The following is a 14,985-nucleotide window of genomic DNA, read 5'->3' on the forward strand; positions in this document are numbered from 1 at the left end:
TCTGATCTGTCTGTGCTGCTGTTACAGCAATTCGCGGCGCAGGACTTCCGCAGCTTTCGGGGAAAGATAGCCCAGCGGAATATCGAATACCGTCTTCGCCCCAACTGCCCCTTCATTGCTAAGCCGGTAAGCGGCTCTGGCATAAGCTATAAGTACGCTGGCCGTAAACTCGGGATTGCTGTCGAGCTTCAGACCGAATTCAGCAATTTGTTTGCTGCCGTTGCCCGTGACCGCGCTGCGGATAACAAATCCGCCATGCGGCATGCCGGAATGTTCTGCGGCAAGCTCTTGTTCTGTAATAAACGTCACCGTCGTATCATAGTCGGCAAAATAATCAGGCATGTCTGTAATGGTACGCCGTACGGCTTCCTGATCTGCCCCCTCTTGCGCTACGACGAAGCAGTCGCGGCGGTGCTTCTCGCGGGTGGACAGCTGTGGCGTCTCTCCGGAGCGAATACGTTCAATTACTGCCTGCACCGGTACAGTGTACTGGACTCCTGCCTTGACGCCCGGCACACGGCGGATCGCATCGGAATGCCCCTGGCTGACTCCGGTACCCCAGAAGGTATAATCCTGTCCTTCCGGCAGCACAGCCTGCATCAACAGGCGGTTCATGGAGAAGAGTCCAGGGTCCCAACCAGTGGAAATCACACCGACTTTTCCGCCCTCTTGTGCAGCGGCGTTTACCTTTTCATAGAAATCCGGAATCTTGGCATGGGTATCAAAGCTATCCACCGTATTAAACAGCTTCACCAGCTGCGGCGTCTGATCCGGCAGATCCGTCGCCGATCCTCCGCATAAAATCATTACATCGATTCGGCCTATGTACTGTTCAACATCGGAAAGGCGTTCTGTCAGGACACCAGTTTCCTCCGCCAACGGGCCGGGATCCCGGCGTGTAAAGATGGCGACCAGCTCCATATCCGGATTTTGTTGAATCGCCTGCTGTACCCCTCTTCCCAGATTGCCGTATCCTACGATACCTACTCTAATGTTGCTGCTCATGATGATCCTCCCCTGCCGGATAATTCCGGGTAATTTAATAACTTTAATTACAAGTATATATACATCACATGAAATGTAAACATTTTTCAAGAATTAGGATCGGATAATACGTTTACTTCCTTCTTTTATTTTTCCGCAAATTCATATACGATTAAAGCTTGAATCCAATAATTATAACAATCCGGAGGAACCATCATGGCACGACCGTTATTCGCCCGTCTGCAGGGGAACAGCCGGGGCTGTCTCGCATTCGAGCCTTTTTTCCTGATCCCGTTCAGCATGTTCTCTACCTACGCAACCTTGTATATGTACGAGCTTGGCGTTACGGAGATGAATATCGGCTGGATCACAACAATTGGGCTTATCGTTCAAGTTTTGTCTTCTTTTATCAGCGGCTATTTAACTGACCGGCTGGGCCGCAAACGGGCGATTTTATATTTTGACCTGCTTAGCTGGAGCTTGGCGACGCTGTTGTGGGCGTTCTCGCAGAACCTGTGGTTTTTTGTGGCCGCCGCCTTCATCAACGGTTTTCAGCGTGTGCCGCATGTTGCTTTCTACTGCCTGATAGTTGAAGATACCCGGCCAGCCGACCGTACCTACGTGTTCACACTGCTGCAGATCATCAGTGTCATCGGCGGTCTGTTCGCACCGCTCGGCGGTCTGCTCGTCGCCCAGTACGGAATGGTGCAAGGAGTAAGGATTATGTACATACTCGCTTTTGTCCTGATGACGTTCCAGTTTGTCGGCCGTCATCTGACCACCCGCGAAACCGCAGCCGGGCTCCAAAAAAGACAGGAGACGCGCGAGCTTGGGTTAAAGCAGAGCCTGATTGAGTACAGTGGCGCTTTCCGCGAGCTGTGGGCTGACAGCAATCTGTTGCTGATCTTCGCTGTGTACATCCTGTTCAACTTCCAGGCCACATTGAAGACGACATTTCTGTCTCTTTATCTGGCAGACTATTTGCGGCTGGACAACGGCATTCTGTCGCTCTTTCCGGCAGTGTCCTCCGTCATTATGCTGCTGACGCTCTGGCTGATTATGCCTAAAATTCCGGAGCAGGGTGCGAACCGCTCCATGATGGCGGGGTTCGCGTTGTCCGCTTTATCAAGCGTTATGCTTGTGCTCTACCCGTCATCCCGCCTGCTCTGGATCGGCCTAAGTACCATCCTGTCGGCAGTGGGATTAATGATCAGCTCGCCTTATCTGGAAACCGCTGTCCAGAATGCCATCGACGATGATAAACGCGCCAAGGTCTTTTCCATGCTGTCCGTGCTGATTCTTCTCTTCACCTCACCTGCGGGCATTATCGGCGGATGGACTTACAAGCTGGACCCGCGGATTCCGCTGTGGCTGGTTACCGCCGCCTTTGTCCTCTCCTATACTCTGCTGCATCTATACCGCAAACGAGTTAGCAAGCTAACTGTAGGCTCGGCGTCCTAATCAAGAAACGAATTGCCGTAGCATAAGAAATACAACCAGCATCGTGTAAGAACAACCCAAAGAAGCCGCGTTCAGCCCGGCTTCTTTGGGTTTACCTATACAATTGTATGTCACATTTACTTTTTCAGCAGCATTCCTGCGGTAAACTCGGCCCACTGCGGACTGTTGAACGCCGAACATAATCCCTCTTTTTGAAACCAGGAAATATCGTCGGCCAACCGCTGCGGAGTAATTTCCACTCCACTCGCAGTGAGTTGCCGAATGAAGGTCATTGTCTTTTCAACTTCATTAGCTTTGATATAACAATACAGACAATCCATAGCCAGCTTAGGCTCCTCCTTGGACGCCCTCTCCAGATAAGTCCCCCAATCATACCAGCCCTCTTCACTTAAGTCTCTCTGGTTCTCAATTGGCGGGTAGGAGGAAAAGGAGGCGTATTCGTTCGCCTTCTTAAATCCAAGTCCCTCCGCGATGGCCCGGGAGCCGGCATTGGATGAGACGCACAACCATTCAACCCTGCTATACCCTTTGTCAAAACAAAGCTGTACGACCCCGGCAACAACCTTCTTGGCCAATCCCAGCTTTCTAAACGGACCATCTGTATGAATTCCTACAGCGATGGTATCTCCTGCGGAGCAGTCACTTAAGGACCAGCTGACAATTTGATTCTCCTTACGGATATAACAGCCGCAGCCACCTTCCTCAAACCGTTCTTCACTCCCCCAGGCTTGGGCCCACTCCAAGATCCGGTCTGCATTGCCGTAATTTTGTTGCTTCAGGTCTTTCAGGTTAACGGGCTCCATGACATAACCTTCAGGAAGCGACAATTCCGGTTGTATGAACTCCCTGCTGCTGAGACTGTATTTATACCTTGTATACTCTCTAATGAATCTATTGGGGTGAATAGCTGGGATCTTGTCTCGCCATTCGCCCGAATCGGGGGTTACGTTATCCCAAAAATCCAGCTCTTCAGTAATTTCTTTATTAAAATCGGTGTCGCCTGCATTGCCGGCAAGCAAAATAGTCTCACTCGTCGCAATAAGTACGGCATCCGGATGTTCCGCTGAATTCACTTTTACCTCGCCCGGCATTTCTCCGTTCAGCACCGAAAATACGGACAACTCGTTCCGACTTTCCACAAGATGCCTTACCTTACCATATTCCTCTTTGTTCAAAACAATCATAGGTTAATCCTCCAGATCTGCTGTCAACTGCAATAATTACATAATATTCATTTTCAGACCCCCATCCATATTTTACAAGGGATTGTTTGGTTATAACCAATAATTCCAGCCCCCGGTGAAGGCTATCAGTCTGCTTTCTGCTGAGTGACAAACCCGGAGATCGAGTTTAAATACTCGGTATTGGTCAATTTCCCGGGTGCAAAAAGAGCCGTCATCACGGTCAGCAGCTGTGAATCCGCAAGCGGTTTATTCATCATGGAGTGGTCGGCTTCCGGGATTTTGACTACTGTCAGCAGTCCGGCTGAAATCTCTTTCCGGTAGACTTGCTCTGTTTCTTCCGCATCCACGTTGATATCCTTGCCTCCCAGAACAAGCAGTACCGGTGAATTAAAATAGGTTAATTCTGCGGTAGCGTCAGACTGGACGTTTTTGCTGATAAAGGTCCATCTCTCTTCCGTGATGAGATGTTCAGGATCGGCTATGCTTAAATACTCCTTGTAAGAAGCCCCTGCCTTAAGCAGGTTCAACACTTGCTGATTGTATTTTTCTTTTTGAATGATTTCCTGAGCACTTATGCCGGCCTGCTTCATTTCCTCCTTAGTATTGAATTGACCTTGAGTGATCCAGTTTATAGCCGGTGAGACGAGAATGCTGAAAGCAATATGGCGGTTTTCTCTCACTACCTTGGGTATGACCCATCCGGCTTGACTGGCCCCCCATAAACCGATGTTATCGGCATCAACCATTGACAACGTTTGTGCCCATTCTATTGCATATTGAATCTCCTGTGCCCGGTCCTCCATACTCTGATCCAGCCAATTGCCCGGAGCACCCCCGATTCCAGGCTTGTTCAGAGACAAGGAAGCATATCCGTTAGTTGCCAACACCTCCCATAAAGGCCTGTAACCTTCTTCATGATCGGCATTAACCGGGCCGTCTCCATGGACAAAAACAACAAGCCCGACCTTTCCGGAGTACTCCTCCGGCAGCACCAAAGTTCCCGTTAAGATGCCTTGCGGCGTTTCAATCCGCACGCTCTTTTCAGTCATTTCGTAGTCATTCTGATAGAGTATAAACAGAACAACGGCAGCGATCAGACTGCCCATGATCCATAATGTCATTTTCATCGCTTTCTTCACGTGATGTTCACTCCCTGCATGTGATTACACTCGATTCCCAGGTCATTAAATGCCAGGCTGGTTCCCGGAAGATTAGATGCCTGAGCATATTGTAACGGGTCCTCCTGATGCCGAATGACAGCTTGCGATAAAGCTGGATCGCTTGGGAATTGCTGCATGAAACATGCAGTGAAAGCACTTTGCACCGGGATTGTACAGCCATATTCTTGGCATAATTCAACAGCTGTTGTCCGGCCCCCTGATTCCGCTCCCTGGAACTGACAGCAAGATGTTCAATATAGCATTCGGTTTCATGCGGAGCATAGCTCAGCGCACCCAGTCCTGTCACCAGCTTCAGAACCTTTACGGGGCCATATTGTCTGATCAACTGGACTATATTCACCTGACTCTGCGGATTATTCCGGGGTTCTGAAGGCTTCCATTTTAAACAGAGCACACCGGCGATCTTCCCGTCTTTTCGGGCAACAAATTGTTTAACAGATGCATCTCTGCAGTCAAAGGTCCAAAGCTTCATTAATAATTCTGTCATCTCTCGATCGCTCAAATGAACAAGGGCTTGAAATTTGCTCCGGAAAGAGTCAACCAGCAGCTCGCACACCTGCTCATGATCCTTCTCATGAAATGGCTCAATCTGAAACTGGGATAGATGCATAGTTTTCAGTCACCCTTTCCGATAAGCCCACTTTGGCTTGGATTTGATAATGCAGCTGCTCGTTGCTGAACATGGACAAATAGGACTTTTCAATCACCACAATTTGACCTTGGCGTGTATACCCATGTTCTTGTATATATTGTTCCAGCTGCAAAACCTCTTGTTCGATCTCTTCCTCCCGATGCACAGAAAAGTTCTTCAGCAGATAGTCACCTTCTTCAAGCACGTAATCGGCAGGTTCCATGGTCTCATAACATATCCTGATCACTCCGCCACCTGTTAAGTAATGCAGATCCTGTTCATACAAATCCGAAGGAGCGGGTCGGTGTTCATACAATGTTCCGGCAGTAAGCACTTGATGCTCATCAAGAGACAGCCAGTGTCTCAAATACCGGGGACCCAAAGAAACCATCACAACTTCCTGATCACGTCCCTCCATTTCCGCCTGTTCACTCAATACCTTATGAATGAATTGTTCCAGCTTAACCAATCTGTGGATTTCTTCCTGAACTTTGGTCAGCGACTGTTCAAAAACCTGCTTGTACTGACTGCCGGAGTATGAAGTGAGACATTGCTCGATCTGACTAACCGGAATATTCAGTTTGCGCAGCAGCAAAACATGGGATAGCTGATAAATCTCATCGATCCCATACATCCGGTATTGATTGTCTTCCGTAAATGCCGGGTATAGCACGCCCTTTTCTTCAAAATAACGCAGCTGATGAACAGAAACATTCATTAATTGTGATAATTGGCTAATCGTAAGGGTATCTCTCATATGCGGGGCTCCTCTGTCTCTTTTGGATATCTCTACTATAAACCTTAGGTCTGACCTAAGGTCAACCGAAACATACAAAGATATCACCCAACTCTGCGCATAACGCACATTCAACAGCAAACAGACCCCCTCCCAAAATGGAAGACGGCCTGTTTTTGAATCTAATATTCAAAGGTTTAGATTATGGCAGATACACCTCAGAAATGCCGGTAACAAAATCATCCTTGTAAGTAACTTTGCATAAGGGCGAATTGTCAGAGTATTGATTGAGAAATTCAATAAATTCCTGCTTGGTTACGTCTTTATAAGAGCCCCAGTTCTCCTGGTCAAGGATGCTGTACTTCGTTTCAGCTGTTACTTTCATAAGGTCTGTAATTGTATATTTGTTAAGAATATAGAATCCGCCCGGCAAGTTTTCCTCCGTAATATTCAAATCCTTAAACCGCGCAGAATCCTCAAGTGTCAGCCACTCAACATTGTCAAAATCAAAGGATTCACTGTCCAAGCTGAAGTTCAGAACATATCCTAAAGTAGTGCTTTCCGGAGTGACGGCAAAGTCTGCTGCTGTTGCATTATAATCCACCTCAAGCTTATCCTTGGCAACCGTTGGCCCGATAAAAGTTTTGATATACCGAATGGCCACCTGCTGAGGATCAAGAAGCCAGGCCTCCTCCCCCTGATCAGCTTGTGCCTGCAAACGGTCATAATATTCTGCGGGCGGGAGATCACTTTGCGGAGTATGGTAGTACTCATTGCCACGGGTATCCTTCCAGCGTTCAACGGCCCAAATCCCTTTATCCCCTGCTTGCGCGGGCTGTGATAACAACAGCTGGCTGGTCTCCCCCAGGGTCAGTGGAAATTTGACCAGAATATGCTTCCCGCTATAGGTCTCATGAGATAATAGCTGTTTGCCTTCAAGGAATACACGAAGTGCAGTCTCCTGGCCGGCAATTGTACTTATATCATATTCTGCGCTCCGGAATGAGCCCAAATAATTCGGAGTATCCTGTTCATAGGAAAAAACCATTATCGGATCGCCCATGCTGCCCTCTTCGATAAGCATTCCGTCTTTCAGATCAAATGCCCCACTTACTTTAGCCGGATCATCAGGCTTCAGGCGATACTCCAGGTGCCAGATTTGCAAAGAAGCAGGCATCAGATTATCAAACTCTGCCAGCTTTTCAAACTTTGTGATGCTGCTGTCCACAATTTTGAACTTATTCGCCTCATTGCTGGCAAAACCCGCAATCTCCTCTTCGATGAACTGCTCGGCATAATCCCGTTCAGTTAATGTGGTTTGTCTCGGATTACTCATAAGACCCACACTGACAGCAGCAATGGCAATAATAACAAGGATCACTACCCAGAACGCGGGTTTCCTGTAGTTCAGGATATTGAGAATACGTCCTTTCGTATTATTCTCACCAAAGGCAAGCGGTGAACCGCCTATGAACCGTCTGCCCGCCGAAAGTGTTAAAAGTGAAGTGGAATAATCCTTTTTGATGCCGCTGCCCAGCTGCCGGATGACACTTTCATCGCAAGACAGCTCCATATCCTCGCTCATTAGAACAAAAGCTATCCAAACCAGCGGATTAAACCAATGTATGCATAATACAGCAAATGCTAAAGGTTTGATCAGATGGTCAAGTCTTTTGATATGCACCTGTTCATGTTTCAGAATATACCCCCGCTCATGTTCTCCAAGCTCTGCCGGAAGATAAATCTTGGGCCTGATTGCCCCGAACACAAATGGGGTTGCGAGTCCCTTCATCTCGTAGATATTTCCGCTGATCTGCTGTGCAGGTTTCAAGCTCCGAACTAACCGGACCGTTGCCCTAATGCTGTAGAGGAGCAGCACCACAATTCCAAACAGCCATACATATTGGCCCACAAGCAGCCAGATATTCGTATCGGCAGCAGTACTTGTATCCACCACAGATGCAGCGGCAGTTGCAGGTTCAGCCAGCAGGTTATTTAATGCTTGCCCGCCTCCGGCTAATCCGCTTGGAATCTGGGGCGGCTGTGTGGCGATCCGCTGAAGCGGGATCTCCTGCGCTTTGGCAGGAATCAGGCTGAATACACTTTCGAAGGAGAACGGGCATACGAGCCGGAACAACACCACTGACCACAGGGCATAAGAGAAAACCTTGGGAACTTTTCTAAGCAGCAGCCGGGCCACAATCACAAACACGATGACATAGCTGCCGGTAAGGCTCATATTCAAAAGTTGCAAAAACAGCGATTCCACCGCTATTCCTCCTTATGATCCTGAATCACTTTAAGAAACTCGTCAATCTCTGTGTCGCTCAGTTTACGGCTCCTTGTGAATGCGGCCAGAAACTTTGGCAACGATCCCTGAAAGGTCTCCTCTACAAACTGCTTGCTCTGCTGGGCATAGAAATCATCTTTGGAGATGAGCGCTGCCACCACACCCTCTTTGTTTTTAAAAATCCCTTTGCTCTCCAGACGTTTCAGCATCGTATAGGTCGTCGATTTTTTCCAGATCAATTCAGATTCGCACAGCTTCACGAGGTCGCCCGACGGGACTGGCTCATGGCTCCAGATGAGGTCCGCAAATTTAGTTTCCATCTCCGTCAGTCTAATTTTGTCCATTTTACAGAACTCCTTTGGGTCTACAAGCTGTAGACTAATGTAGTCAAAGTTTACAACTTGTAGACCGTTTTGTCCACCAGAAGTTCCACTTTTTAACACACGCTATATTTGGGACAGTTTATTTATAAGTGTTAATTCCCGGAAAAGAAGCAAAGAATCCTGTTAAAATAAGGAATTATCATACCTTTTATTGGAGGGAAGCTTTTGAACACTATGCTCGCATTGGCAGAAGCAGCTTTACAGCAGTATCGCATAGAAGTAGCGTCTATTCATTTTGTCGGACAAAGTGCAAGCCAGGTTTTTAAAATTGTGGATACCCGCAACAACAGCTATAGCCTGCGAATTCATGCAGCAAAAAGTGAAACCATGGACAGTGATTGGACCTCACCGGAAACGCTCCGCTCGGAAATGATATGGCTAGAGGCCCTGTCGGCGGGGACAGACTTAACTGCACCTGTACCCTGCCGGAATCATCATAGCGAATTGGTGACGGATGTAGACGGAATGAAGTGTACACTTATTAAATGGCTGGAAGGGGAACAACAACAATTCATTACTACTGTGGAAGACGCCGGACGGATAGGTGAAATGATAGGAAAGTTGCATCAGCGGGCTTTCTCATGGACTGTACCTGAACAGTTCACAAGACCGGTCTATGATGGAAAGCGGATCGGGCAAGCACTTGATAAGCTTCACCATTGGGGTAAGGCAGGGATAATCGAAAGAGAAAATGCAGAGCTGCTTACGGTGGCAGGCCAACTTGTGATGAACATGATGAATACCCTCGATACCACGCCAAATTATTGGGGAATCATTCATGCTGACCTGATCCCCAGCAATTTTATTTTTTATAACCAAGAATGCCGCCCTATTGATTTTGGTGCCTGTGGGTTCGGGTATTTCCTGTTTGATCTGGGGTGGACCTTCTCCTATATTCATCCGGCATACAGGGAACAATTATTGAAATCCTACTCCGGTCATTTTATGCTGCCGCCTAATCACATTGAGCTGTTGGAGGGTTTTTATGTAGCCGCACAGCTTGAAACCATGAATTTTTGGATAGGGCTGCCTGATGCCAAGGATTGGCTGCCGGAGCATATTCAAAGACTGGCCTCCAGAGAGTTTAAGCATTATGTTAACAAAGAACAATTTCTGTTCACATGCACACCCTACTGGGAGTAATCGCATAATAAAAGAAACATATGTTCCCTTTATTTAGTTCATATGGTATAATTCATCCAAATACATTAGATTCGCTTGGAGGTTAATTATGCGGGATTCAATCTTAGAGGAAAAGCTGGAGCATCCAAAAATCTACAGAAACCTGGCTAAGCTGAACAGTCTGGAAATGTTTTATCTGGATACACGAACGGAAGGTCCGGTAATCCTTTGTCTCCACGGCAGATGGGGCAGAGCAGAAACGTGGGTTGATTTCATGCAGCATTACGGCAAACAATACAGAATTATCGCCCCCGATCAAAGAGGGCATGGACTAAGCAGCAAACCTGTATCCAAATATACGGGTGAAGAAATGGCCGGGGACATTGTTGAACTATTGGATCATCTGAAGATCGATTCGATCATTCTGGTAGGCCATTCTATGGGCGGGAGGGTAGCCGGATATCTGACAGCCATGTACCCAAATTACATACAAGCCTTAGCGATATTGGATAAATCCCCATCCGGGCCTGCCACGCCAAGCCTGCTGCCACTGGATCAGCTACCATGTGTTGAGCCTGTAACCAAGGATTGGCCGCTGCCCTTCTCCAGCCTAAACGAAGCGATGGACTATATCCGGCAGGCCATGGAATCGGAGCTTAGCTATCAATATTTCATGAACAGTCTGATCGAAACCGTCGATGGATACCAGATGATGTTCAGTCCCCAGGCGATGGCTGCCAACATACAATATAAAGTAAATTGGTATCACCTGCTGCCGGAGATCAAGTGTCCCGTTTTACTGATTAGAGCTAAGAACAGTGAGGGCGTACCGGACGAGGATTATAACAAAATGCAGTCCCTGCTAGCGAATGGTCATGCCTATGAAATGTCCCATCCCGACCATAATGTGCATCTCAGCAACAAGGAAGAGTTTTATGCCTATATGGATGGATTTTTAGGTCAACTTTAAGCAGCCGGAAACGCAAAGAGGATCAGGAAAGTTCGCCATCGGCGATCTTCTCTGATCCTTTTTTCAGTAGTTGTGAATGAATATATAAGTTGAACTTTAGTTCAACTCATATAGCGTAGCTAAACAAACCTTACTCCTGTGTCATCCACTCTATCAATGTTTGATTAAACAGCTCCGATTGTTCAAACATCGGATTATGTCCGCTGTGCTCAAAGATTACCTTCTTCACATGGGGGTATGTCTCGTCGATAGCCTCCCATAAGGAAACAGGCCCAACCAGATAATCATATCTTCCCAGCCCGATAAAAACCGGCATACTGACATCCTTCAGCATCTGCAGCAGATTCATCCCGGCAAAAACCTCGCCCCACAAATAATCCATAACCGGCATATTTGTTTGTACCTGTTCCCACATATAGGCTGCATCAAAGGAATAGTCGTAGAAGCTCTGTGCACCCATTCGAATACACATGTGAACGAACCGGCGTTCCGGGTCTAGCCTGATGTCGCCTTCTAGCAGAGCCATGTCCTGTTCGAATCCTGTCTTTCTCTCCAGACTTGCAGTCTCATTGAAAAATGCAGCGCTCTGACTTTGCCTTTCCCGGCTATTGCTTGGCGCTGAATTCAGCAGAATTACTTTGTGAACCTGCTCCGGATATTTTCTGGCATACGCCAGCGCCATGAAAGCATGCCCTGAATGCCCCATTATGACCACATCACTCAGCCCAAGCTGCTGCCTTGCGAGCTCGAGGTCATCCAGCACCCGGTCCAGCCGGTACTGCTCCGGCTTCAAGGCTGCAGACGGACTGGCAAAACCTCTATGATCAAGGAATATAAACTGAAATTGTGCAAATAAATCTGCTGAGAAGAGCTGCGGATAATAGACGCTGCTGCCTACAACCAATATCTTTTGCCCGGTTCCTTGTACAACATAATTCAGTTTAACACCGTCATTGCTTATCACTTGTCCTCTGTTCATCTCAAAATCATCCTCATTTCATTTGTTTATTTTGCGCATCCCTCCTTTCCCTTCCTGAACCCATGATATTTTCCATTGAGCGTTCCAGCACTCTGCTCCCCCCTTTTCCAAAAGATTATATCATTCTCCTGTTGTTTACAGATGGGAGAATTTAAGTGTTTAATATTATGGAAGCTGAGAACTTTCCGGATTAAGATGAAATGAATGAGGATGTGGATTGATCACAGGGGGGAAAGTGATGGTAAAGTACATCTATAAGAACAAAGAAAGTGAAGCTAAAATGCATGATTTTTACGATACAGCACTTGCTGCTCTAGATGTGATGTACGAAGAGCAGATCATTAACACCAGTTATGGAAGCACACATTTGCTTATCGTTGGAGATAAGTTAAAGCCGCCTTTATTTACCCTGCACGGTGGAAACGGTATTAACCCGTTGAATCTAAAGCTTTTTTTGCCACTGCTTGATAACTATTGCATTTATGCACCGGATGTTATTGGCATGCCCGGAAAAAGCACCCCTTATCGAAACCTATCCCCCTCGAAAGATGATTACGGTTGGTGGATCAGTGAGCTGCTGGAAGCCTTAAAATTTAACAGTATGAAGTTCGTAGTCAGTTCATACAGCTCGGCTATGATGTTATCATTGGCCAAAGTTGATCCTGGTAAAATAACCAAGGCCGTGCTGCTTGCTCCTTCCGGTATTGCTCATGGTTCACTCCTGCCCATCTTTACAAAAATGATGATTCCTATGATGACGTATATGCTTCGTCCTTCGAAAGAGCGGCTGGTAAAGATCTTCGATCCGATGCTGACGGAAAAGGATGTGGTATGGTACCAATTCTTTAATCTGCTCTTGACCTGCTACAAGATGGAAATGCGTGCTCCGAGAGAGTTCAAACGAAAAGAACTGAATGGTTACTCTTCGCCATTACTAATTATTTGTGCAGCAGATGATATCTTTTTCCCTCCCCACAAGGTCTTCCCAAAAGCCCGGACAGTCCTTGGAGGCTGCGATATCAAGGAGATGATCATCAAGGGGAAACATTTGCCCACAGCAGAAATCATGTGTAATGTATGTAAGGAAATTGATCAGTTATTTAAAGAAGTACACGAACATCAATAAAACAGTCAAAACTCATGTCAGCAATCTGCGCAGCAAGCTAAAAAAAGCAAACCCGGCTTAGAATACATAGAAACGGTATGGGACCTCGGCTACCGCCTGTACAAGGAGTAAACGCTGTTCCCTGTAGTTTTCCGGCAGTTTTTCGACTGTTTGTATCCGCTTAACCTTTTCTAAACCTGCCGCCTTTACACTATAGCCAGAAAGGATTGGTGGGCATGATGAACAAATATGTGCTGCGAACAAAAGGTTTGATAAAAAAGCTACAAAGGTGCAAATGCCCTTAAGGATCTGTCCCTAACGATAGAAGCCGGCCGGATCTACGGTATAATCGGGTAATAGCACTACAGAGCACGGCAGGCACAACCTCCGCTGCTCTGTTTTTTTGTGCCGATGAGATGGTTTGCAAGGGTTGAAATTATAAGGTCAACGCTGTATGATATATCTAATAGTTACATATCTAATAGATACATTATAGTCAGGAGCGAGGGTTATGGCCAAATCGGGAAATACAATGTTCGCAGTTCTGGGTGTTTTAACGAAAGGAGTCTATTCCGGATATGACATCAAGAAGCATTTCAGCGGCTCGCTTCATCATTTCTGGAGTGAAAGTTACGGGCAGATTTATCCTGCTTTGAAGGAGCTTGTTGCCCAAGGATATGCGGTGGAAGCCAGCACACCCATTCAAACACGCGGCCAGAAAAAGTATCAGATTACACCTGAAGGCATGGAGCATTTCCGGAAATGGCTGTCCGCCCCCATTGGCGCCCTTAACTACCGGGATGAATTGCTGCTTAAGGTTTTTTTTGCAACCCCTCAGGATAAAGAAGTCATTAGAGGTTTGTTCGAACATGAGCTGGGTGAGCTCACAAATGCCATGGAGGTTTACCGCGAACAACAGCGTGCATTAATAACACAGAAGCAACCGCCGGAAGATTTACCGATGTGGATGTTAACCCTGAATTATGGGATCCTGTCAACCGAAGCTAGACTGCAGTGGTGCAAAGAATCAATTGAATGGTTAAATCAACAGCGTTAATGAGGGAGTGAAAAAAGTGAATCAGAGTAAACTGCATAACATCCAGGGTGTAAACTTTAACATCGAAGTACAAGGAGCAGGTGAACCGCTTGTGCTGCTGCATGGCGGCTACTCCAACCTCAAGGTGTGGGATCTCCATGTGGAAAGATTGGCTCAAGCCTATCAGGTGATCCGGTATGATCAGAGAGGATATGGACAAAGCGATGCTATCACCACTCCCTTCTCCTATTATCAGGATCTGAAATCCGTTCTGGATCATCTTGGGATTACCCGTGCCAGTCTTGTCGCCTCTTCTTTTGGAGGGAGTGCTGCGATTGACTTCGCTCTGGCCTATCCGGATCGTGTCAGCAAGCTAATCCTTGTTGCCCCTTCCGTTAACGGTGCCAAGTATCCCTTGCGGCTGTCCTGGGAAGGCATGAAGGATTTCCTGAGAGTCCGCCGGGTTGGAATCAACAAGGCTGCGGAGCATTTTATGAAGAACAGCTTCTGGCACTACCTCGTTCCACAAGATCAGACGCTTCGTGCCCAATTCAAAGAGCTTTATGTCAGTAATGAAGTCTTTTATCAAGGTAAACCCAATTTGCATCGTCCTTTAATGCCTCCGGCCTACAGTCGCTTAAATGAAATCAGTCATCCAACCCTTGTTATGGAAGCCGGGCTGGATTCACCCTTCAACAAGCAGATCTGTAGTTACGTACATAAGAACATCCCAGCTTCAGAATTCGTCCAGCTGCGTCAATGCGGCCATTATCCGCATCTTGAGCAGCCTGCTGAATTTATAGAGTTAATTATTGAATTCTTAAATAAAGACTAGATGGCTCGCCCCGGGAAAAGCACACAAAAAAGCCTGCGCCAAGGCGCAGGCTTTCGTTGTTTTTCTATCGCGTTTCATTACTGCAGTA

14 protein-coding genes are annotated in these 14,985 nt (G+C 47.0%); 6 read left to right on the forward strand and 8 right to left on the reverse strand.

Features of this window, described 5'->3' with window-relative positions:
* Positions 1-21: 21 nt before the first annotated feature.
* Positions 22-1,005, reverse strand: coding sequence for a diaminopimelate dehydrogenase (locus NYE29_RS29520; RefSeq protein WP_076112741.1), 984 nt, complete (start codon positions 1,003-1,005; stop codon positions 22-24).
* Positions 1,006-1,200: 195 nt separating this feature from the next.
* Between NYE29_RS29520 and NYE29_RS29525 the strand changes: the two genes are divergently transcribed.
* Positions 1,201-2,445, forward strand: coding sequence for an MFS transporter (locus tag NYE29_RS29525; protein WP_076112740.1), 1,245 nt, complete (start codon positions 1,201-1,203; stop codon positions 2,443-2,445).
* A gap of 116 nt (positions 2,446-2,561) precedes the next feature.
* On the opposite strand, the gene NYE29_RS29530 is transcribed toward NYE29_RS29525, so the two are convergent.
* The 6 genes from NYE29_RS29530 to NYE29_RS29555 form a co-directional block, all read right to left on the reverse strand.
* A complete protein-coding gene (locus tag NYE29_RS29530) occupies positions 2,562-3,629 on the reverse strand; it encodes a GNAT family N-acetyltransferase (protein ID WP_076112739.1) in 1,068 nt (355 codons plus the stop codon).
* Positions 3,630-3,754: 125 nt separating this feature from the next.
* Entirely contained in the window at positions 3,755-4,768 is a 1,014-nt protein-coding gene (locus NYE29_RS29535) for an alpha/beta hydrolase family protein (RefSeq protein WP_076112738.1), read from the reverse strand.
* Positions 4,769-4,775: 7 nt separating this feature from the next.
* Positions 4,776-5,420, reverse strand: coding sequence for a GNAT family N-acetyltransferase (locus NYE29_RS29540; protein WP_076112737.1), 645 nt, complete (start codon positions 5,418-5,420; stop codon positions 4,776-4,778).
* Entirely contained in the window at positions 5,395-6,198 is an 804-nt protein-coding gene (locus NYE29_RS29545; RefSeq protein WP_076112736.1) for a MerR family transcriptional regulator, read from the reverse strand. The genes NYE29_RS29540 and NYE29_RS29545 overlap by 26 nt, the downstream gene beginning before the upstream one ends.
* A 181-nt stretch (positions 6,199-6,379) precedes the next feature.
* Positions 6,380-8,446 carry a M56 family metallopeptidase gene (locus NYE29_RS29550; protein WP_076112735.1) on the reverse strand — a complete coding sequence of 689 codons (2,067 nt, stop codon included), beginning with the start codon at positions 8,444-8,446 and terminating at the stop codon, positions 6,380-6,382.
* A gap of 2 nt (positions 8,447-8,448) precedes the next feature.
* The gene (locus NYE29_RS29555; RefSeq protein ID WP_076112734.1) at positions 8,449-8,811 is read right to left on the reverse strand and encodes a BlaI/MecI/CopY family transcriptional regulator; all 363 of its coding nucleotides are present in this window, start codon (positions 8,809-8,811) and stop codon (positions 8,449-8,451) included.
* Between the two features lie 213 nt (positions 8,812-9,024).
* On the opposite strand from NYE29_RS29555, the gene NYE29_RS29560 reads away from it, so the two are divergent.
* Together NYE29_RS29560 and NYE29_RS29565 are read left to right on the forward strand one after the other, a co-directional pair.
* Complete coding sequence (locus tag NYE29_RS29560) at positions 9,025-9,993, forward strand: phosphotransferase (RefSeq protein ID WP_340899844.1); 969 nt, start codon at positions 9,025-9,027, stop codon at positions 9,991-9,993.
* Between the two features lie 88 nt (positions 9,994-10,081).
* Positions 10,082-10,942: an alpha/beta fold hydrolase gene (locus NYE29_RS29565; protein WP_340898676.1), complete on the forward strand. Its 861-nt coding sequence runs from the start codon at positions 10,082-10,084 to the stop codon at positions 10,940-10,942.
* 130 nt (positions 10,943-11,072) lie between these two features.
* Here NYE29_RS29565 and NYE29_RS29570 read toward each other — a convergent pair whose 3' ends face one another.
* The gene (locus NYE29_RS29570) at positions 11,073-11,921 is read right to left on the reverse strand and encodes an alpha/beta fold hydrolase (RefSeq protein ID WP_340898677.1); all 849 of its coding nucleotides are present in this window, start codon (positions 11,919-11,921) and stop codon (positions 11,073-11,075) included.
* Between the two features lie 238 nt (positions 11,922-12,159).
* Here NYE29_RS29570 and NYE29_RS29575 point away from each other — a divergent pair, with 238 nt between their 5' ends.
* From NYE29_RS29575 to NYE29_RS29585, 3 genes are all read left to right on the forward strand, one after another.
* Positions 12,160-13,047 carry an alpha/beta fold hydrolase gene (locus NYE29_RS29575; RefSeq protein ID WP_340898679.1) on the forward strand — a complete coding sequence of 296 codons (888 nt, stop codon included), beginning with the start codon at positions 12,160-12,162 and terminating at the stop codon, positions 13,045-13,047.
* 490 nt (positions 13,048-13,537) lie between these two features.
* Entirely contained in the window at positions 13,538-14,083 is a 546-nt protein-coding gene (locus NYE29_RS29580; protein WP_076112730.1) for a PadR family transcriptional regulator, read from the forward strand.
* Positions 14,084-14,099: 16 nt separating this feature from the next.
* Entirely contained in the window at positions 14,100-14,897 is a 798-nt protein-coding gene (locus tag NYE29_RS29585) for an alpha/beta fold hydrolase (RefSeq protein ID WP_179091813.1), read from the forward strand.
* The last annotated feature ends 88 nt before the right edge of the window (positions 14,898-14,985 follow it).

Source organism: Paenibacillus sp. FSL M7-1046 (assembly GCF_038007405.1).
GTDB lineage: Bacteria > Bacillota > Bacilli > Paenibacillales > Paenibacillaceae > Paenibacillus_AQ.